Below are 21,994 nucleotides of genomic sequence, written 5' to 3'. Positions count from 1 at the left end.
TATTTTTATAGCCACTGATTAAAGGGATTGGAATAATTTTCTATCTGTGGTAAATTTATTTAATCGATTTGCGATGTGTATTAAATCTGGTTTACATTGAGAATAATTTGTTATTTATTATAAGGAATCGCCTTTACAACTGGCTTTTCTCCATTTTTTAAAAGTGCTTCATCAAATTCGATTGTCACTTCTTTGCTTTCTCCTTTTAGTAAAGTGAAATAACTGTCGCTTACAATTGCCGGTAATATTTGAGTTCCCGATTTCTCATCTAAGGCCTGAATCTGAATTCCAAAAGCTATTCCCGACTGACTTGAAACTTTAGATTTTATAATGTATTTTCCGTTTTGTTTTATGACTTTACTGGAAACATTTACGTTTGCTTTTGGCAGTTTATTTATTGCTGTAAAATCTTTCATATTGGTGCCTCTCCAGTAAAAATTCTCACTGATTAATTTATCTGAAGCATCTTTTAATTTTAATCGAATAAAATGCACTGGACTTAAATCGGAAGTATCAACATTGGTTTCTGCTCCGAAAATTTTGAAATCGTATAGAGAATATCCCCAACCAGAACCACGTTTTATTCCTAACATTCTAACATAACGCCCTTTTGTTTCATCAAATGAAATAGTTTGAAGTCCTTGTTTTCCATCTTTAATCACGCTTGCATCTGTCCAGTTTTTAGCGTCGTCACTGATTTGGATTTTGTATTCTTTACCATAAGCATTTTCCCAATTTAAAACGACACGATTGATAATAAAATCTTTTTCAAGATCTACATAAATCCACTCATTATCTGTCGAATTACTTGCCCATCGCGTGTTTGAATCTCCGTCTGCAACATCTCTGGTATTTCCTCCATCGGTAGAGGATGCGGTAACATTTTTTTGAAAAGCCAAATCTTTCTGATTAGCGTAAAACGGAATCACAAAACTTTCTACTGCTGTATTAGAATAAGAATCTACCATCGCATTTTGTTTGTACTTCGCTACCGGTTTTCCATCTAAATTATAAATAACAGCCTCGGCTTTCAAGTTTTTAAAATCGGTTCCTGTTGTGTTGATTACTTTAACCGAATTATCTACAGGACTCCATTGAATGTGCATAGGCTCACAAGCCGATTTTACACCCCAATACGCTCCTGTTAAATCATAATAATAATCGTAAGTCTGCCAAACCATACTTGGATAGGAAGACTGACTCATCCAGATCATAATTCCAGAAGCATCTTCCCACATATGATCCAGCCATCCTTCATACATAGCTTTGTTGGTTTCTATATTTAATAGCTGTGCTTTTGTAGCATATTCTTCCAGATTATTTGGCTTTCCGTAACGTTCTGTTATACTTTTATCATAATAATCGGGAGTTGCATTAAAGGCTTTTTGTCCAAAGAAATGTTTGTCCCACATGTCGTTTCTTGGCCACCAGTCTTTTTCTGGAATAAACTTTTTAAAGCTTTCGATATTAGGAAAAACTGCTGTACCAATTTCAGATCTTAATCCCCAGCTTGGACCATCGCCAGTTCCTGCATAAGGTTCTGGGTATTTTGTAAAATAAAACCTCGGATCTTTATTGCCCCAAAGTCCGCTACCGCTTAAATTTCCTGTGTTGGAACATGGCTGGTAATAACGGTCGTTGTTGTCAAAAGTTTTGATGTTTTCAGCAATCCATCCGTTGAGCGGAGGCTGCGGAAGACCTTCATTATTACCACACCAAATTGCAATACTGGCGTGATTTCTAACGCGTTTTATTTTCTCAATTACATTGTTATTAAAAACATGAATGTCTAATGGCAGATTCGGATTGGCATTGAGCCAAAAATCATCCCAAACCATAATACCATATTTATCGCAGGCTTCGTAAAACTCTTCGTCTGTAGTTGAGCCTAGCCAGTTGCGAATAATATTGTAATTCATTTCTTTGTGAAGTTTGACCTTCAAATCGTATTCTTCACCTCTACAGCGAAGCATATACTCGCTCATTCCCCAGTTTCCTCCTTTTAAGAAAACACGTTTTCCGTTTATAGCAATATGCAAAACACCACCTTCTGTATCGTAAGTATATTTTTTTATTCCGAAAGTTATCTTTTGACTATCTGAAACTACATTTCCAATTTTGAAAGTAAACTGACAAGTATATAAATTAGGATCTCCATAACCATTTGGCCACCATAATTTAGGATTCTGGATAGAAAGTTCAGGAAACTGTTCTTTGGTCAGTTTTACATTTGTAATTCCGTCAGCATCCAGATTTATTTTTTTAGAAAAAGTGATATTTCCTGGCATTATTACACCCGTTAGAACTCCTTCCTGATTTTGCGAAGATGAGTTTTTAAGTTCTACTTTTACTTCCAAATCTGCGCGTGCATTGGTTGGCAGATTGGTATGAATCCAAGGATCTGCAATGGTGACTTTGTCTGTGTTTGTCAAAAAAACATCGTCAGTAATTCCAGAATTTAATCCTGGAACATAAGGCATCCAGTCCCAGCCGGCGCTTGAAATATAAGTTGGGCTTCCGAAGTTATTTAATGGCTGTTTCGGAATGCTTACTAAAATATTTAAGACATTTTTTGCTTTACGGTTTACAAGCTTTGTAATATCAAATTTACCGCGCTGCATCATTCCGCTTAAAACAGCTATTTTTTTTCCGTTAAGGTAAATTTCTCCTTCACGATTTATTCCTTCAAAGTTAAGCCAGATAATTTCTTTGGTAAAATTTTCTGGAATAGTAAATTCCGAACGGTACCAAAAACTGCGATCGTATTTTGATTTATCGACCTGATAAATATTGTCGCCAAAATTGGGATCTTTCTCTAATCCGCTTACGACATAAGAATTAAAAATTGTACCGGGAACTACTGCTTTTACCCAGTCGGCATCGGCATAATTAGGAGTAAACATTTTAAGGCTGTCTTTTCCTATTTCTGCTTGCGGTTTGAGTTTCCAAACAATATCAGTAGAGTTTAGGCTTACTTTATTCTGAGAATAAAAATTAAATGATATGGCATTTAAAACAAATAAATAGATATAAACCTGATAGGTATAGAATTTCATATTGTTATTTGAATGATTAAAAAATGTTGAATTATAAGAAATAAGAATGCCATTTTGGAATAAGCTTTTTTCGAACAGAAGAACTCAGTACTGTTACTACCTATACCCAAAATGGCATTACAAATCAAAACTGTGGCATTAACCGAACCACATGAACCAAAAAAATAAAAAATTACATTAAAGTTTCTTCAAAAAACATTAATAACCAGGATTCTGATTTTCTGGACCAATCTCATCATTAAGCTTGATCTCTCCAATAGGAATAGGATAAAGGTTATGAAATGCTGCAATGGTACCGTTTTGTTTTGCCCATTTGTTGCGAGAACCTACTAATTCTACCAGTTTTCCTGTACGAATAAGATCCATTCTTCTCCAGCCTTCAAAAGCTAATTCGCGCATACGTTCATCCAGAATCTGATCTCTAAACTGCGTTTGAGAAAGTCCGCTCCAAGCCATTCCTGCTGGCAATGTTCCTCCAAAAGCTCTTGTACGAACCTGATTCACATAACTTTCAGCTTCTGTTGTGCTTCCTAATTCATTTAAACATTCTGCGTAGTTAAGCAATACATCTGAGTATCTGATATAAGCTTTATTTTTACCTGAATTCCAGAATGATTGTTTCCCTTCTACACGAATATCTTCATATTTTTTAATGTGTGGATCCAACTCATCGCCTCCAAACCCAGCAGGAAGCGTAGGTTTAACTCCTTTATAAGTAAAATCGTAACGAATACTTGCGTCTTTACGTACATCTCCTGGTTCCCAAATTCCTCCATCTGTCTTATCTTTATAACAATATTGAGTAGGAAGTATAAGATCATAACCTCCAAAATAAGCATATTGGTTTATGTTTGCTAAAACTCTTGAACCTGTCTGCCATTGTATCTGGTTGTTGTCTGGCCAGTTATTATTATACTGCCATTCGTACAAAGATTCTGAAGAATTAGCATGATCTGGACTAAAAACGTCTGCGTAATTAGGCAATAAACTGTACTTTCCAGATTTAATAACTTCTTCAAACCATTGTTTTGCTTTATTATAATCACGGTATCCTGATGCTTCTGGAGCATATAGATATACTTTTCCTAAAAGTGCCTGAGCTACTCCTTTTGCAGGAAATGCAGGATTGCTTTGTGTTACAGGAAGTTTTTCTACTGCTCTTTCTAAATCGGCAACTATATAAGAATAAACCAATGGCAAAGGTTGGCGTTTTAGCCCATATTCTGCCGATTTTGCTTTATCATTAATCGGTATTTCTCCCCAATATTGTGTAAGCTCAAACATTAACGTTGCTCTTAAAAAACTGGCTTCACCCATTAAAAGATCACGTTTTGCGCTATCGTCTTCAGTATTTGTTCCTAATGCTCTAATAGATTGTGCCGCTACTTCAATTACCGGCCATCTGTCATTCCATAATTGTCCAATTGCTTGATTCTCCTGACTTAGAAACCCATTGTACAAATCAAGTCCCGCCTGGTTTGCATCTCCAGTTACCTGCAAAGCTCCTTGTTGTGCTTCGTCTGTACCAAGAGAAGTATAAAGCCCCGCACGGTCTTTTTGCATATTTCTCCAATTGGTTATAGCTCCCAAAAGAACTGGTTCTATTTTACCTAAACTACCGTAAGCCTGTTCAGCAGTAAGTGAACTTTTAGGCTCTTGATCTAAAAAATCTGAAGAACAGGAAGCTGATAATATTGTTAGGGCCATAAAGGCTATAATTTTTGCTTTCATAAAAATAATTTTTATAATTAATTTGATTAAAGAGATACATTTAATCCTAGAACTACCATTCTAGATAAAGGATAAGAATCTCCTCCTTCAGGGTCATAACCTTTATATTTAGTTATAATAAATAGATTAGATCCCGTTACATAAAACCTGCAATTTTTAAGAAAAACACTTTCTGCAACTTTGTCCTGTAATGTATACGATAATGTAAGTGCATTTAATCTTAGGAAAGAAGCATCTTGTATTGCCTTATCTGTTTCTCCTAAAGTATATCTTCCTCCTCCATAATAAGCTCTTGGTATATCTGTATTCGTGTTAGTTGGAGTCCAACGATCCAAAAGATCTGTATGTGCTGCACTCATTCCTCCTGAGTTCATATAGCTTTCATAGGTACCACTTGGTCTCTTACCTCCTATTGAATATGCAAATACTGCATTTAATCCAAAACCTTTATAATTAAGATCTGTAGAAAAACCACCATAATAATCAGGATTCAAATCTCCAACCACATATCTGTCTTGATCGTTTATTACGCCATCTCCATTACGGTCTTTAATTTTAATATCTCCTGCCTGAACAGTTCGGCTACCATAATTTACTCCACTAAGATCCTCACCTTGTTGTGCTATACCATCATATTGAAATACATAAACTGTGTTTACTGATTTTCCTAAGAAAAAGTTCCCGGTACGTTGGATTTCATTGTTACTATAACCGCCTAATTTGTATATCTCTGTGGCATCTCCATAAAGTTTTGTAACCTTATTTTTTGCCGATGATATATTGGCAGAAACATTCCATTTAAAATCTTTGTTTTTAATAATGTCTCCGCTAAGTTCTAATTCAAACCCCTCATTTGTTGTAGAGCCAATATTATCCAACTTATATTTATATCCTGATGAAACTGGCATATTACGCAGCATCAAAAGATCATCATTATTTATATGAAAATAATTAGCACTTGCAGTCAATCTGTTTTGGAAGAAACCAGCATCTAGTCCAATATTAAACTGTTTTTGTTTTTCCCATTTCAAATCAAAATTATCGATATAATTATCAGACACATAAGTTCCAGAATTATTACTCACTTGCGCATTATATAATGCAAAGTATCTGTAAGGATCTACATTCTGATTTCCTACCATACCATAACCTACACGAAACTTAAGCTGACTTAGTTTTTCAAATCCTGAAAGGAAATTTTCTTTAACAATATCCCAGCTTCCTGCTATAGAAGGAAAGGTTCCCCATTTGTTATTAGGACCAAATTTAGAAGAACCATCTCTTCTTATTGTACCGGTAATATTATACTTCCCATCAAAAGTATAGTTAGCTCTTGCAAAATACGATTGGTTTGTATAATCTGTAAACTTCGAGTCTAACTGGGTATTTTCCTTTTGATATGCTCCTGATAATGCCATATAGGTCAAATCATCACTAACAAATCCGCGGGCTCTAACCTCTGTAGTATTAGCTGAATTACTCAATACAGAAAATCCTCCCATTACACTTACGTCATGCTTTTCAGCAAAAACTTTACTATAACTTACAGTATTATCCCACTGATAATTTAATTGTGAATATCTATAATGATGCGCTTCCCCATCCATAGAATTTCTAAGTGATTGTCCTGTATAACTTGGCACATAATCAAAATTTGCTTGATCAGTAATATCTACAGATAAATTTGTTCTGATATCAAGTCCCTTTACTGGTTTTGCACTTAAAAAATTACTACTTGTAAGTCTATTTCGTGCACTTGAATTTATAATATCAAGACTTACTATCGGATTGTAAAGATTTTGGTCAAATACTTCACCATATCTCAAATAAGTAGATTTTGGGTCTATAGGCAATAACGGGTTTGCTCCCAATGCCACACCAAAGGCACTTTCTTCCTGATAATTAGTCTCACTTCTAGAAAAAGTAGTATTGGTACCAAACTGCAACCATGATTTTAAATCTTGCGTAAGGTTAATTTTCCCATTATATCTTTTAAAATCAGAGTTTTTAAGAAGTCCCTTTTGATCAACATAATTAAAACTTACGAAATAAGTTCCTTTTTCTCCTCCTCCGCTAAAACTTAAATTATGATTGGTTTGAAAACCTGAACGTGTTACCTGATCTAACCAATTGTAACTTTTACCCGTTCTGTAAGACTCCAATTCATAAGGCGCAAATACAGTAGAACCATCTGATTTAATTTGATTAATGTAAGCTGCACGATCGGCTCCAGGATTCTCATCCATATAGCGATTTGCATAAGCATCAACTCTTAGATCAAATAACTGCTGGCCATTCATTAACGGAAGAGTTCTTGCAAATTCAGATACTCCTGTCCATGTATCATACTGTATTTTTGCTTCCCCAGATCTTGAACCTTTTTTAGTTGTAATTACGATTACTCCATTTGCGGCTCTTGAACCGTATAATGCCGTAGCAGAAGCATCTTTAAGCACTTCCATACTCGCAACATCATCTGGATTAATGTTTTCAAAATTGCCATCGGTAACCAAACCATCGATTACAAATATTGGATTACCGCCAAAGTTTAGCGAATTATTCCCTCTAATTCTTATTGTTCCTGTTTGACCTGGCACAGCATTTTGTTGTACATATACACCCGAGGCACGTCCTTGCAGTGCCTGCACTACGTTTGGCGTAGGAACTTCTCTAAGCTTGTCACCAGAAACACTGCTTACAGCTCCCGTTAAATCTCCTTTTTTTATTGAAGCTCCAACTATCACAACTTCATTCAGTTCCTGAGTGCTTGGAATCAAGGAAATATTAATTTCAGATTTATTTGCAGCTGCAGTCTTCGAATCAAATCCTATAAAACTAAATTCTAGTGTGGAGCCAGATTTTACGTTTAATAATTTGTAACTACCATCAATGTCTGTTACTGTAGAATTCTGAGTACCTTTTACCAGAATGGTTGCTCCAGGCAAAGGTAAATTTAGATTATCTGTAACTTTACCGGTTATGGTTTGGGAGTAAAGTGTACCGGCACACAGCATAACTACTAAGAAGCATAAGTATCTTATTGCAATTCTCATAATAATTTGGTTTTTAGTTAATAAATTAGAGAGTTAGTTTTTTTATTTGTTTATTGAGCATATAGGAGAAAACGAATTGACTTATACTATACTATACTACAACATTACAAACATACAAATATTTTTATTACATCCAAATTTATGTTTAAGAATTTGCTATTTTTTTCTGTGATTTATTTCGTCTTTATTACTAATACATACTAATAAAAACGAAAAAGAGAATAAACAATGTTTTAATTTAAAGAAATATCAGACAAAACAAGAAGAGGATTTTGCTTAAAACAAGGAAAATCGTATGAATCCGACACTTTGTAGCATAATTATAATTTCTCAAAAAAAAAGGAAAATTTTACTCCTCTATTGAAACAAAAAAGACGCACAAAAGTGCGTCTACTTCAAAAGACTTTAAATCTTAGTATCTCAGAATCTTAGCAACTCAGCAACTTATATTCTAAACTAAGCTACACCCCACTTTGAAAACAATATAAAGATACTCACCATACCAATTAATAAAAGGGCAAAATACCAGTATCGGTTTTTCCAAGGAGTCAATTCCACAGATTCTAGTTTAATTTCAGCATAACTATACGTAGGATAAAATCTTGAGACTAGCAACATGCACACAGAAGTAAGAACAAAAAGCATGGCCAACATATGCAGATAATGCAATTGAATATCCAGAACGTAGTTACAAATGATATAGCTCAGAATAAAAAACATCATTCCGATTTTTGCCGCTTGAGGCGGCACTTTTTTAAATACAAAACCAACTAAAATAATAGTGAAAATGGGCACGCAAAACATACCTCCCAATTGCTGTAAATAGGTATAAAAACCTGCTTTACTAAATATTATAAATGGAGCTGAAAACATCGCTAAGGCCGAGACAATAATTTCAAACTTTCTTCCTGTATACACCAGATGTTTTTCGGTCACTTCTTTATTTCTTTTCCCCAACCATGGTTTGTACAGATTTAAAACAAACAATGTACTACTGCTATTAAGTCCTGCATTAAAGGTACTAATCGCTGCTCCAAGAACAACTGCAGATGTTAATCCAATCATAACTCCTGGTAATGTGTCTCTTACAACAAGCGGAAAGACTTCTGCTGTATTTTCAAGTTTATCATAAAGATGCACTCCAACTAATCCAGGAATATTAATAATAAAAGGACAAAGTAACTTTCCTAGACAAGCTAGCCCCATACCTTTCTGGCTGTGTGACAAACTTTTAGCCGAAAGTGCTTGCTGTACAATAAACTGCTCCATTCCCCAATAATACAGGTTCATAATAAACATTCCTGTAAAAATGGTACTTAAAGGAATCTCGTCGTGTGGTCCTCCAATAGCGTTTAAATGTTCTTTGTGTTGTGAAAGTAAAATATGAAGACCTTCGAACCAGTCTCCATTTCCTAAAAATTTGAAACCAAAATAAGGAAAAGCGATTCCAATAGTCAACAATCCGATGCTTAAAACGGTATCGCTAATTGATATCGCACGCAGACCGCCTAAAACAGAATAAGCACAGCCTGTAAGTCCGATTACCCAAACCATAAACCAAATGTTTTGCCAATAGGTTAATTGTAAAGGCTCTAGAAAATTAAACATGCCAGTAAGAGCAACCGCGCCACCATATAAAACGGCTGGAAGTAAATTGACAACGTAACTGCACAAAAAGATAATCGAAACCAATCTTTTAGTAGAATGATCGTAACGCTTTCCAAGATAATCTGGAATAGTCATGGCTCCAGTACGGAAATAAATTGGAAGGAAAAATTCAGCAACCAAAAGCATGGCTAGCACAGAACTTACGCCCCATGCTATCACGCTCATATTATTGGTATAAATGGATTCGTTCTCGCCTATAAACTGATTGGCACTAATATTACTTAGCAGTAAGGCTCCTCCAACAATGAAAAAATTATTGTTACGGTCGGCAAAAAAAAGTCCTTCTGTTGTCTGTACCTTTTTCTTTCGAGTTTTTATGGCCGAAATAACGGCAACCAAACCTGTTATTAGTAAAAAACTAACAATGGATAAAACATTCATAAATTACAACGAATTTCTATCTATAAGAACTGTTGGAATAATCTCCTGCGTTTTTTTTCTGTTTAAAACAAAATCGGCTGCTCTTTTTCCCATTTCTGCGAAATCTGTAGAAAATGTGGTCACACCATCAAAAATGATCTCTTTTACGATATCATCATTGTGTGAGATAAAACCAATGTCTTTACCAATTTTTAAACCTTTAATTTTGGAGTCTTTTAGCATTTCCCAAAGTTCAAGATTATGAATAGTAAAATAGACTTTCCCTTTTTCAAGAGAACCCGCTGTATATTCTTCTTTTATAACTCCTTTGATATCATAATCTTTCATGAATCGCTTAAAGGAATTTAGAATTTCATTAGGTTCTGCAGAAGATGGTTTAAAGAAGAAAATCAACTCATCGTATTTTTTAATTTTATCTTTAAGCTGCACAAAAGCATTGTAAGACGAATCTCCAAACTCTTGTGCAACATAATTGTAATCTTCATCTGTTTCTATAAAACGGTCTACCAACAACACTCTATTGGTTGGCAATTGTTTTAAGATATCAGGTGTTTTTTTATTAGGAATCGGAGCTATAACAAACATTCCGTATTTTCCTTTTATACTCTGAACAATGTTTTCGAATGTGACAAAATTATTGTGATGGAAGAAAATATCCAATTGCACATTCTTTCCAAGACCTTTTCTAAAATTCTCATAAAACGTTTCCTGAAAAATATCAAATGCAAAAATCAATAATGCCACTTTCAATTCCTGTTTGACATCATTGGTGGCAACAAAGTAACCCAATCTATTTTTGGATTCGATAATTCCTCTGTGTACGAGTTCTTTGTATGCTTTGGCAATAGTTTCTCTCGCAAAACCCAATTCGCTTATAAAAGTGTTAACAGATGGAAGTAAATCGCCTTTTGTGACAACCTTTTCATCAATGGCATTAATTATTCCCTGAACCAATTGCTCATGTTTAGATAAAGAATTTATAGATTCTAGATTTTTGATCTGTTGAATAATTTGCTTCATAAAACGTTTTAATAGGTATTTATTTAGAAAATATAGTATTACAAATATATACTAATGTTTATAATTTATTTTAGGCCTTAGTAATTTTTAAAACAACACTGCTGTTTGATGCTGTAACATTCGGATTAATTCCAACCTGCATTAAGAAATCGCCCGAATAAACAGCTGTTTCTACCACTGGTTTTTTATCTGGATATACGTTAATCTCCTCTATTTTATAATTTTGACCTGCTTGCAATCCTTTTAATTTTATTGGAAGATGTGTTCCAGCCTCATATCTAGAATTAACAGAATAGCTAAAAACCACTCCTTCATTTCCATTTTTATTGACAAACATTACAGAAGCCGCATCATTACCCCACGGATTTTGCAAACGATACTGATCTCCCTGCCAAATTGTATTGCTCAACTCGTTATAGTTTTTTATTGCTTTCTGTGTAAAAGCCAAATCTTTCTCATTTAGATCTTTTACTACAATATCAAAACCTAATCTTCCCATCATGGCAACATCTGTACGATATTTTAAAGGCTGTTTACCCCAATCTGTAACGTGTGCCGCAATAGTTAATGCTGGATAAAAATACGAGTATTCATATTGCATATATACACGCTCTAAAGGATCTGTGTTATCACTTGGCCAAAATTCTGTAAAGTATTTCAAAGCTCCATAATCAACTCTTCCTCCTCCACCAGAGCAAAGCATCATTGGTACCGTTGGATATTTTGCACGAATACGTTCTAATACTTTATAAAGCCCAGTTACATAATCGGTGTAAAAGTTGTTTTGTTTGTCTTTTAAATAATTAGAATATGCATTGTAAATTACGGCATTACAATCCCATTTAATATAAGCCAATTCTGGGTTTTCAGTAAAAAGATTATCCACAACTCCATAAACAAAATCTTGAACTTTCGGATTAGATAAATCTAAAACCAACTGATTACGGAAATAATGTTCTGTTCTTCCTGGCTGTTTTACAATCCATTCTGGATGTTTTTTGTACAAATCACTCGCTGGACTTACCATCTCTGGCTCAATCCAGATTCCGAATTTTACCTGGTTGTCTTTGGCTGTTTTTACTAAAGCCCCAATACCGTTTGGCAATTTCTTTTTATTCACATCCCAATCTCCTAAAGCCGCATCGTCATTGTTACGCGGATATGTATTTCCAAACCATCCGTCATCTAACAAGAACATATCTACACCCAATTTTTTACTATCGGCAATTAGGACTTTCAATTTATCTTCATCAAAACTAAAATAGGTTGCTTCCCAGTTGTTTAATAATGTCAAACGATCTCCTTTTCCGTCTAAGATTTTATAATTTCTAGACCAGTCGTGCAGGTTACGGCTTGCATGCCCTTTTCCTTTAGCTGATAAAGTGTACCAAAATTTAGGTGTTGTAAAAACTTCGCTTTTAGCCAGTTTATAAGCTGCTGCCGCATTGTTGATTCCAGAAATAACTCTAAGGTTATTTAGTGGATCTAATTCTAAATCGGTTCTAAAATTTCCTGACCATTCTAGACCTGCAAATAAAACTTTTCCTTCGTCTTCTGATGCTGGTTTATCTAAAGAAACCATAAATACCGACGGCTGAAATAAATTGGTACGTGAGCCTAATTTAGTATCTAAAGTTTTGATTCCGTGAGTAAGTTTAGCTTCCTCAGATTGCATTTCTTTTGCCCATTCTCCATGATATTGGTTTAGCCAGAAACTATTATATCCTTTTAAATACAAATTAGCCGAAGCGTATTTGTTTAAAGTAATACTTCCTTTTTCGTTATGCTGAATAGTTGACCATTGTTCGATAACATCTGTATCGTAATACGCTTGAATAAACAAATGAACTTCAACAGGATAAACAGGATCTTTTAATGTAATTTCCGTCTGAGAAACTCCTGTAGTCACGGTATTGCTTTTGTGGCTTACATACAACAAATCTAACGAAGTGTTTCCGTCAGCATGGGTTACAGCAATGGCTGGTTCCAATAAATTTTTAGATCCAGAAGCGGTATAAGCAGCATTGTAAATACCTGAATAATCGGTTCCCTGACGAAACTGACCTTGTATTTTGGCATAATCTGAATCGTTTGCCAATTTTTCTCCTAAATAAATAGTGCTTACTTCTTTTCCTGAATTTACCTGTAAAACCAATGCATTAGATTTTGTTTTTACAGCAATGATCTGTTGTGCTGTTACTGAACTGCAATAACTCGTGAGAATAAAAAATGCTATCGCAAAAGACTGCCTTAAATTGATACTTTGTTTTTTCATTTTATTATGTGTTATTTTTTTACTTTTTCTTCTTGTGTAATTCCTTTCCAAACATCTGTTCTAAATGACGATGCAGGAAGACCTGATGCATTGGTCAAATTTCCATTTGGATTATCTGCCCAATTGTATCGAACCGCTGCAGGACTCGGAACGTTCTGCGCATATACTACCACTTTTCCTTTTACTATTTTAGCATCTGCCCAATAAAATTTCTGGTCTGATCCTGCAATAGAAAATCCTTTCAGCACACCTTCTTTAGCTTTAATATCCGTATTAAAATTAAAATCTAGTACAACCGTGTTGTTTTCAATTTTATAAGATTTATAAATTGGTCCCGAATACTCGATTTTCATATTATACACTTTTGCCAAAGCAATATTAGCAAGACGGCCACCTACATCTTGTTTGTTTTTTGGATGGATATCTTCTCCATTTCCAATATCGGTTGTAACGGCCATTCCTGTATTGGGTAATTTCAAAGTCAAAAATTGCGCTTCTCTTAATTCGGCCCAATCAGAATCTCCCGGCTGTTCTTTCTGCTGCTTGTAATTGGCTAACTGCACAAAGAAAAAAGGAAGATTTTTGTCTTTAAATTTTTCCCGCCAATCATTTATCAAAAGCGGAAATAATTTTTGATATTGAAACGCTCTTTCTGCATTACTTTCTCCCTGATACCAGATTACTCCTTTTATTTTATAATCCAATAAAGGAACAATCATCGCATTGTATATGGCGCTTGGTCGGTTTTGTCCTTGCGCGAGATACGGTTTTGCAGGCAAATCTTTACTGTTTGCGCCAATACTGTATTTCCAGTCTCCAACTAATGAAATAGTTTCTTTTTCTGATTTTAAAGCGATATTTTCTTCCCCGTAAATTCCTCCATTCCCTGCGCCATCAAATACTCTTATCGCAATTACATTTTCTCCCTTTTTTAAATATTGGGCTGGAATAGTATAATGGCGTTCTACATTATAACCTTTGGTTTCTCCAATATAATTTCCGTTAACCCAAATTATATCGTCATCATCAGCAAAATAACTCAGAGTGAAATCTTTACTAGTATCTGAAATAGTAACTTTTTTTCTAAACCAAACTATTCCGTCAAAATTCCCTAATCCGTTGCTGTCAAAGAAAGAAGGCACTTTCATTATTTTCCATGAACTATCATCAACTTTAAACGTTGCCCAAACTGCTTTTCCATCTTCAAATCCTTTATCTGCATTAGTAAGATGTTTTTCCCAAACCGCAAGCTCTTCATTATATTTCTGTTGCAAAGCTTGTCTGCTTGTTTCAGATTTCATAGCTTCAATTTCGGTATCAAAATCATGAATGGTGCTTAACGCTCCAGAACTTGTCCAAGCTTCTACAAGAGTTCCTCCCCAAGAAGAATGAATCAACCCTATCGGAATCTTTTTTTCTTCGTAAATCTTTCTGGCAAAAAAATAAGCCGTTGCACTAAAATCAGCAATAGTTTTAGGGTTGCAGACATTCCATCCGTCGTGCTGTACTTTTAGTCTGTTTAATGGTAAAGTGCTTTCAACATGTTCGGCTTGCAATAATCGTATTTGTGGATAATCAGCATTTGCGATTTCTTCTTTGTAATTATTGATTTTCCCCCAACCTTCCAAAGGCATTTCCATATTACTTTGTCCTGAACAAAGCCAAACTTCTCCAATTAAAACATTTTGCAGCGTTTTTAAATCTCCGTCATTTATTGCAATAGTATAAGGCCCACCATAAACCGGAGTTTTTAAAACTACATTCCACTTACCGTTTACCACATTGGCTTTGTAAGTCTTTCTATCCCACGAAGTTGTAACTGATACTGATTGTTTATCGCTTTCTCCCCAAAACGGAACAGCACTTTTTTGTTGCAACACCATATTATCTGTGAAGAAAGATGGAAGTGAAACTGCCGCGTTTATTACGTTTGATGAAAGAATGAATAAGGTAAATGCTAAAGCCGTTTTCTCAAAAAAATATTTTTTCATAAGTCTGCCAATTAACGTTTTACGACTTTAAACAATCCAGCATCTTTTGCACCAAGATTTAAATCTATGGTGTTATTTTTTACTTCGACAGTTTCGGCAGTAAAAAGATTTTGCAATTTGTAATTGCCATTCTTAACTCCTAATCTTTCTAATGGAAGTGCATAATTTTTAGCCGTTGCACCATAATTTAAAACTGCCACATACCAATCGTTTCCTATTTTTTGTTCGAAAACTTCAGTGGTTAGTTTTCCTGTATTTCCTTCTACGGGACGGAAAGCTACTCCATTTGAAACAATTTTAAGCAATTCCTGATTCTGAAGCCATTCTTTAGCACGCTTGCTCCAGATTCCGTCTTTGCTGTAATCGTCTCCCGTGATTAATGTTCCTGTAATTACAGACGAAATTAATCTTGCACGATTTTCGCCCTCTGTGACATCAGCAAAAACAACATGATCTGCATCAATATAATCATACGAATAGGTCTGCCACCAGCCGTAGTTGACACTATTCAAAGTATATTGAGTCTGTTCGATGGTTTTCCATGCATCGCATGCAATACGGCGAATATGAGCATAACGTGCTGTGGCCATATTAGGAGAAATTGCAGCATAAATTAGCATTTGTCCATCTAGCGCTTTTACTAAATGTTCCATTCCTATTTTATAAGCCTCCATTCCTGTAGCCACATTTTTATCATAAAATGAAGTCGATTCTGCTGCAGCATGACCTAAGAAGTCAATTTTTATCATTTTAAAACCGCATGCTTTCAGCTTATTAATAACGTAATCAACACGTTTCAGCGTACCAGGATGTGTTGGATCAATTGCGCGTGCGCCATCAAAATCAAAATACGTATTTCCGGTTTTTGTCCACATTTCGCCAAAAGTATAATCGCTTCCCTCTGCTTTACGGTTTGGTCCATCTTTCCATCCCCAATCTGTAAAAGGCGCCCAATATACTCCCGGTTCTAATCCTTTATTTTTACAGTAATCTGCGAATTCTTTTACTTTACTAAAGTCTCCTGTAAAACCACCTTTGACCATATTATCCCAAAAAGAGTCAAGATCAATATAAGCAGTATTTCCCACTCGAAATTGCGGAACTTCATTCGAAAAAAAATCTACAACTTTAGTCGTGTTTTCGTAATTAATTTTTTCCATCAAAACGCCCCAACTGTTCCATCCAACTGGAGTTGGCTTGTTCCATTCAAAAACATACGGTTTTTCTACAATGCGATTGGTTTTGGCATATTCTTCCATTCCATTTCTCCAATCTGAATAAAAACCAACAAAAAATTTTGGCGACAATACTTTATTGCCTTTTACCAAACCATGTGCAATACTGTCTCGTGTAATTTCTTTTTCGGAAAAACCAGACCAAGCTGAAAATAAAGGCTCTTTATCTCTATTAATTGATTTTACAGCACTTTTCCAAACAGTATGTTCCAAAGAACCAACTATAAAACCATTTCTAGAGACATTATTGAATACTATTCCAACTTCTGCACTTGTATTGTTTGAAATTGTATCCAATTTTTTAGAATTATAACTAATCCAAGCATCATTGTCATAAGGAACAAAAACTGTATGAAGGTTTTCTATTTTATCAAAAGTAATTTTTCCTAAATCTAGCGGTGCAATGTAATTGGTTTCTATTTGTTGTTTGTTGGCTAGAATTTCAATTTGAGTTATAAAATAAGATTGATTATTGTACGTGAAGAAATTTTGAACTAGGGTTGGATTATTTTTATCGGTATACGTAAAAACATATTTTGTTCCTTTTCCTAAATTATCAGTGAAAGTTTCTTTTGATAAAACAGCTTCTGCATAATCATTAAGAGAAATTGTTTTACCATTAACAACAATAGAAGCTTTGGCTCCAGAAAAAATCTTTTTCCCAAACTGATTTACCTCAATTGTTTTTTGTTTAGCATCATAGGCAATAATGCCATTTTTGCCAAAAGTCATTTTGATCGTTTTTTGTCCCTGTGTAGAATGACTAAAAAAAAGTATCATTATAACAGGCAAAAACAGTTTTTTTACTAAAAAATAGTGTGGTTTCATTAAATCTATTTTTGGTTATTATACTATTCTATACTACAATGATACGAATTAAAATTAATCCCGCAAGAACAATGCAGAAATTAGTGGTTACTTTTTTCTCTTATTGAAATTCAAAAATCTGTATATCAACAAATTAAACACTTAAAAAAGAGTCATATTTTTTCCACTTAAAATAGTCATTTTGACAATATTTATAGGGTAATCTCAAAAAACCAACTAAAAATATGTCTCTCAAAAAAGAATATAATTCAAAAATTATTGTTTTGATATTCTAAAGTAATCAAATAAAAAATCCCGATTCTCACCTAAAGTGAAAATCGGGATTTTTAAAAACTTCTATAAATCTATTTAATTCTTAACAAACTTAAAATGTTGAACAGGATACTCAGTTGCTTTTACTTTTACCATATAAACACCTTTTGAAAGTCCGTTTACTGGTATTTCTGAGCTAATCGTGCCTTCAGTAGCCATAGAGGTTTTCCAAACTTCTTTTCCAGTTATATCATATACTGAAATTGCGGCAGGACCACTAATTACCTGATCGAACTTAATTCTAAAACTGCTAGATACTGGATTAGGAAAAACATAATTAGTAGAAGCTGTAGGCCAATTATAACTTGGAGCACTTAATGTTCCTGAGCTGTAAATAGCATAAATAGCCGCATCTGCTTGTGGCAATTGAACGCTTAATATACTTTGAGCTGTAGTTGTGGCTCCCGAATAAAGTTCTTTAACTGTATAATTTCCAGATCCAAGGCCAAGACGACTTAAACTGATATTATTTGTTGTTGAAGTATTTCCGTAGTTAAAAACAGCTACATAAGTAACATCGTTGTGTGTTGCAGAAAAAATATTGGCTGCATTATAACCTGTATTTCCATCAGCAGGAAGGAAATGCATTTCGTTACGAGCAACATCCATCACATCGATATTTTGCAAAAGATTCTGTGCAGTTGTTTTCCATTGACCAGCAACAGAAAAATCATCGCCAGCAATTACCGTTCCTGTGACTACGCTGCTTAATAATCTCGCACGATTTTGTCCGATTGAAGCATTCCCAAAAACAACGTGATCTGCATCTATATAATCGTAGATTTGATTTTGCCACCAGCCGTAAGTTGTACTATTTAAAGTATAATCTGTTTCATTTATGTTTGTGTAAGCATCGCAAGCTATACGTCTTACATGCGCAAAAGGGCCAGTTGCCAGATTAGGAGATATTGCAGCTTGAACCAACATTGTTCCTCCTATTTCATCAATTAAATATTTCATTCCTTCTTGATACGCTTCCATACCTGTATGAAGCTGATTATTTGCAAAACCATCAGCTTCAATACTCGCATGTGTTAAAAAGTCAATTTTTATCATTTCGAATCCTGCGGTTTTAAAACGATTTATAAAATAATGAATTCTCGCCTTAGTACCTGGACTTGTTGGATCCATTGCATAAGCTCCATCTAATTCTAAAGGATTTCCGTTAACCATAGTCCAACATTGATTATAATTATATGAACTGCCTTCAACCTGACGATTGTATTTTCCCCAATCTACAAAAGGAGCCCAATAGATTCCAGCCTTATAACCTTTACTTTTTGCATACGTAACAAATTGTGCCAGTTCAGCATCGCTCATATTATCCCAATACGAATCAAGATCAATAAATAAAGTATTATCTTCTGTTTTGAATGCAGGACAATCATTATGAAAAAAATCAACAACTGCTTTTGCTTTCGTTAAGTTAATATTGGTCTGCATAGCTCCCCAGCTGTTCCATCCCATTGGTTTTGGCGCTGTCCAGTCAAAAATATACTTAGGTTGCATTGCGGCATTCGCTTGTGCAAATTCTTCGAATCCTGTTCTCCAATCGTCTGTAGCATTGATCATTACTTTTGGAGAAGGACAGCTTGTTTGGCCTACGTTTACCCAGCCATGACCTCTCGCATCTCTGGTCACATCTTGTTTTGTCCAACCCGCAACAACCGAAACATAAGCTGATGAAGAACCGCCTCCGCTTACTGTAACTCCCGTTTTCCATTTTGTATGTTCCAAAGAACCTATTACTAAACCTTTACGATTGGTATTATTATAAATATTAGTTACTTCTGATGCTGTAAAGTCAGCTGAATTTAAAGTATAAGCATTGTATCGAATCCAGGCATCATTATCATAAGGGACAAATACGGCTCTAGTATCTCCCGTTCCAAAATTTGGTGTTACCTGATTACTCGTTAAAGGAGACATTTTATAACAGTTTGATCCATTTCCTGTCAAGACCACTTGTATAGCCAAATAATTTTTATTTGTATAAGTATAAAAAATTTGCTGCATGCCTAAAGTATAATTTCCACTTAAGCTAAAAATGTGTTTAGTTCCTGCTCCTACATTATCTGTAAATGATTCTGAACTATAAACAGCCGAAGCAAAATTATTACTCACATATTGCTGATCACTGTTTGCATAAGCAGACGCATTACTAATTACAGTCGCACCATTAAACTTTATACTATATGTTTTATTCGTTAAATTATAAACAATACTATTGTTATTCCCGAAAGCGATGGTTTGGTTAGTTCCTGCCGCCAAAGGTGTTAAAATAAATTTATCTAGATTAGGAGCCCATAAATTGGTATTATCCCAAAGCAAAGTGGTTGTTCCGCTGTTCAAATAGACACTTATATTTTTAGAAGCTGCTGTACTCCATCCTCCGCTTGGCTCACAAGGAATTGCAATGGCTGTGGCTGAACCTGCAGTTAGCCGAATCGTACGAGGATCTCCTGTACAATAAAACAATTGCAAATTGTACCAGCCTGTTGCTGCGACAGTAACATTTACTGAGACACTGCCAGTTCCTCCTAAATTACCTACTATTTTTCCCGAACAGGAATCGCAGTTTTGGATATCGGCATTTCCTGTACGGCTACCATTTTCAAATTCATAACTCTGACCCCAGCTGCAAATCGTTAATAAAAACAGCATTGAAGTCAGCAAGCTTTTAGCTGATACTTTTTCTTTTGTAATTTTTTCTTGCATAGTTATTATTATTAGTTAGTAAGATTTAGCACAATACTATACTGTACTATACTACAATAATAATAAAAATATTAATACTATTAAAAGCCAATCGCTTTAATTATTTTATAGAGAGCAAATTAGAACTTTCTAAATCAGAAATACCGCTTTATCAAAATTAAAAAAGAGAGGAGGTTTCAGAAAAAAAAGCAGTAATTAAACTATAACTAAAACAAAGCACTATAAAAAGAAAAAGCTCCCAAATATGAGAGCTTTCAATTCTATAGTCAATGTATTATTTAATGGTCGTATTATCTGTATCTTTAATAAACTTAATCAAACCTTTCATGTAAACATCCTGATCATCGTACATGCTCATATGACTTCCGTTAGGACAATACAAATAGGTGCCATTTTTCACTTGAGAAGCAATCCATTTCATATGATTAGGATCCATGGTATCATATTCTGCCCCTATCGACAATGTTGGCACGACAAGTTTTGGAAGCTTTTTTTTAATATCCCACTTCTCAAGTTTTCCCGACAATCCAAATTCACTTGGCCCCTGCATAGTCACATACAAAGACTGATTTATTTTACTAAATGATCTGTTTACAGGTTCTGGCCACTTATCAGCATCTAAACGCAGAATGTGTTTAGTATAAAAATTAGGAAGTAATAACTGCATGTATTCCGGATTTTCAAAATCTTTATTTTTCTCTATTTCCCTAATCCTCGCCAAAACTTTAGGATCCATCTGCTTTGCTAACACTGTATCCGCATATTTATCATAGTCAATAGCGCTCATCATCATATTTGAAATAATAAGTCCTTTAAGATTTTGTTGATACTTCAATGCATACTGCGAAGCTAAAATCCCACCCCATGAATGACCTAATAAATAAAAATTACTCTTATCTAAACCAAGAGCTATACGCACCTGTTCCACTTCTTCCACATAACGATCCAAATCCCAAAATACTGGATCATTTGGATTATCAGAGTTGCCTGTTCCTAACTGGTCGTAATAAATAAACTCTATCCCTTCCTGAGGCAAAAAGCTTTCCATACACTCAAAATATTCGTGGGTCGCTCCTGGTCCTCCATTTAAAAGTAATAGCTTCATTTTTGGATTATTACCTACACGCTTAGTCCAGACCTTAAACTTCCCCTTCGGGGTACTAATTTCAATCATCTTTACCCCTCCTGTCTTTATACCTGTAGATCCATCTTTCAAATAAGAACTTAAATCCGAATTTTCTTCTTTAGCAGTATTTTTATCACTACATGCCGAGAAAAACAGCATACTTACAATTGACAAAAAGATATTAGTATAGACATTCATAGGTTCGTTTGATTTAAATTAATAGCATCTCGTTTTGTAGTTCTAATATACTAAATTTCATTAATCATCAATTCAATAATTAGTATAGAAAGAGAACTAATAACAGAAAAGTTTCTAATGCCAATGGCGTTTCCCTCTGGGCCGTGCTGTCCGCTGTATCTTTTGCGGATGGATGTTTAGGGGAAAAAGAAGCCCTTCGTGCCCCGCAAAAGGATGCCGCTCCCATCACTAACGCACCTATCTATTTATAAGCAGCCATGGGGAAGTTTTCCAAAACATATAAAAAACAGAAAACCCCATCCGATTTGGATAGGGTTTTCAAAAGAAAGGCGACGACATACTCTCCCACAAAACTGCAGTACCATCTGCGCAGGCGGGCTTAACTTCTCTGTTCGGGATGGG

General features: G+C 34.8%; 10 protein-coding genes and 1 rRNA gene. All 11 read right to left on the bottom strand.

Annotated elements, in window-relative coordinates; translation table 11 throughout:
- Positions 1 to 110 precede the first annotated feature (110 nt).
- Positions 111 to 3,056: a discoidin domain-containing protein gene (locus SOM12_RS18770; protein WP_320494855.1), complete on the bottom strand. Its 2,946-nt coding sequence runs from the start codon at positions 3,054 to 3,056 to the stop codon at positions 111 to 113.
- Between the two features lie 198 nt (positions 3,057 to 3,254).
- Positions 3,255 to 4,787: a RagB/SusD family nutrient uptake outer membrane protein gene (locus tag SOM12_RS18765; protein ID WP_095930148.1), complete on the bottom strand. Its 1,533-nt coding sequence runs from the start codon at positions 4,785 to 4,787 to the stop codon at positions 3,255 to 3,257.
- Between the two features lie 26 nt (positions 4,788 to 4,813).
- On the bottom strand, positions 4,814 to 7,840 hold the full coding sequence (locus SOM12_RS18760; protein ID WP_320494854.1) for a SusC/RagA family TonB-linked outer membrane protein: 3,027 nt from the start codon (positions 7,838 to 7,840) through the stop codon (positions 4,814 to 4,816).
- A gap of 456 nt (positions 7,841 to 8,296) precedes the next feature.
- Complete coding sequence (locus SOM12_RS18755) at positions 8,297 to 9,889, bottom strand: solute:sodium symporter family transporter (protein WP_320494853.1); 1,593 nt, start codon at positions 9,887 to 9,889, stop codon at positions 8,297 to 8,299.
- A 3-nt stretch (positions 9,890 to 9,892) separates the two neighbouring features.
- Positions 9,893 to 10,909, bottom strand: a complete 1,017-nt coding sequence (locus SOM12_RS18750) for a GntR family transcriptional regulator (protein ID WP_095930151.1) — start codon at positions 10,907 to 10,909, stop codon at positions 9,893 to 9,895.
- Positions 10,910 to 10,979: 70 nt separating this feature from the next.
- Complete coding sequence (locus SOM12_RS18745) at positions 10,980 to 13,184, bottom strand: alpha-galactosidase (RefSeq protein ID WP_320494851.1); 2,205 nt, start codon at positions 13,182 to 13,184, stop codon at positions 10,980 to 10,982.
- 11 nt (positions 13,185 to 13,195) lie between these two features.
- Positions 13,196 to 15,175, bottom strand: coding sequence for a sialate O-acetylesterase (locus SOM12_RS18740; RefSeq protein WP_320494846.1), 1,980 nt, complete (start codon positions 15,173 to 15,175; stop codon positions 13,196 to 13,198).
- Between the two features lie 11 nt (positions 15,176 to 15,186).
- The gene (locus SOM12_RS18735) at positions 15,187 to 17,142 is read right to left on the bottom strand and encodes an alpha-galactosidase (protein WP_320494845.1); all 1,956 of its coding nucleotides are present in this window, start codon (positions 17,140 to 17,142) and stop codon (positions 15,187 to 15,189) included.
- A gap of 444 nt (positions 17,143 to 17,586) precedes the next feature.
- A complete protein-coding gene (locus SOM12_RS18730) occupies positions 17,587 to 20,268 on the bottom strand; it encodes a T9SS type A sorting domain-containing protein (protein ID WP_320494844.1) in 2,682 nt (893 codons plus the stop codon).
- 274 nt (positions 20,269 to 20,542) lie between these two features.
- On the bottom strand, positions 20,543 to 21,592 hold the full coding sequence (locus SOM12_RS18725; RefSeq protein WP_320494843.1) for a proline iminopeptidase-family hydrolase: 1,050 nt from the start codon (positions 21,590 to 21,592) through the stop codon (positions 20,543 to 20,545).
- A gap of 324 nt (positions 21,593 to 21,916) precedes the next feature.
- A 5S ribosomal RNA gene (gene rrf / locus SOM12_RS18720) occupies positions 21,917 to 21,994 on the bottom strand; the annotation flags it as partial.

This window comes from Flavobacterium sp. CFBP9031 (assembly GCF_034044945.1).
Taxonomy (GTDB): domain Bacteria; phylum Bacteroidota; class Bacteroidia; order Flavobacteriales; family Flavobacteriaceae; genus Flavobacterium.
This window is presented reverse-complemented; position numbering and strand designations above follow the sequence as displayed.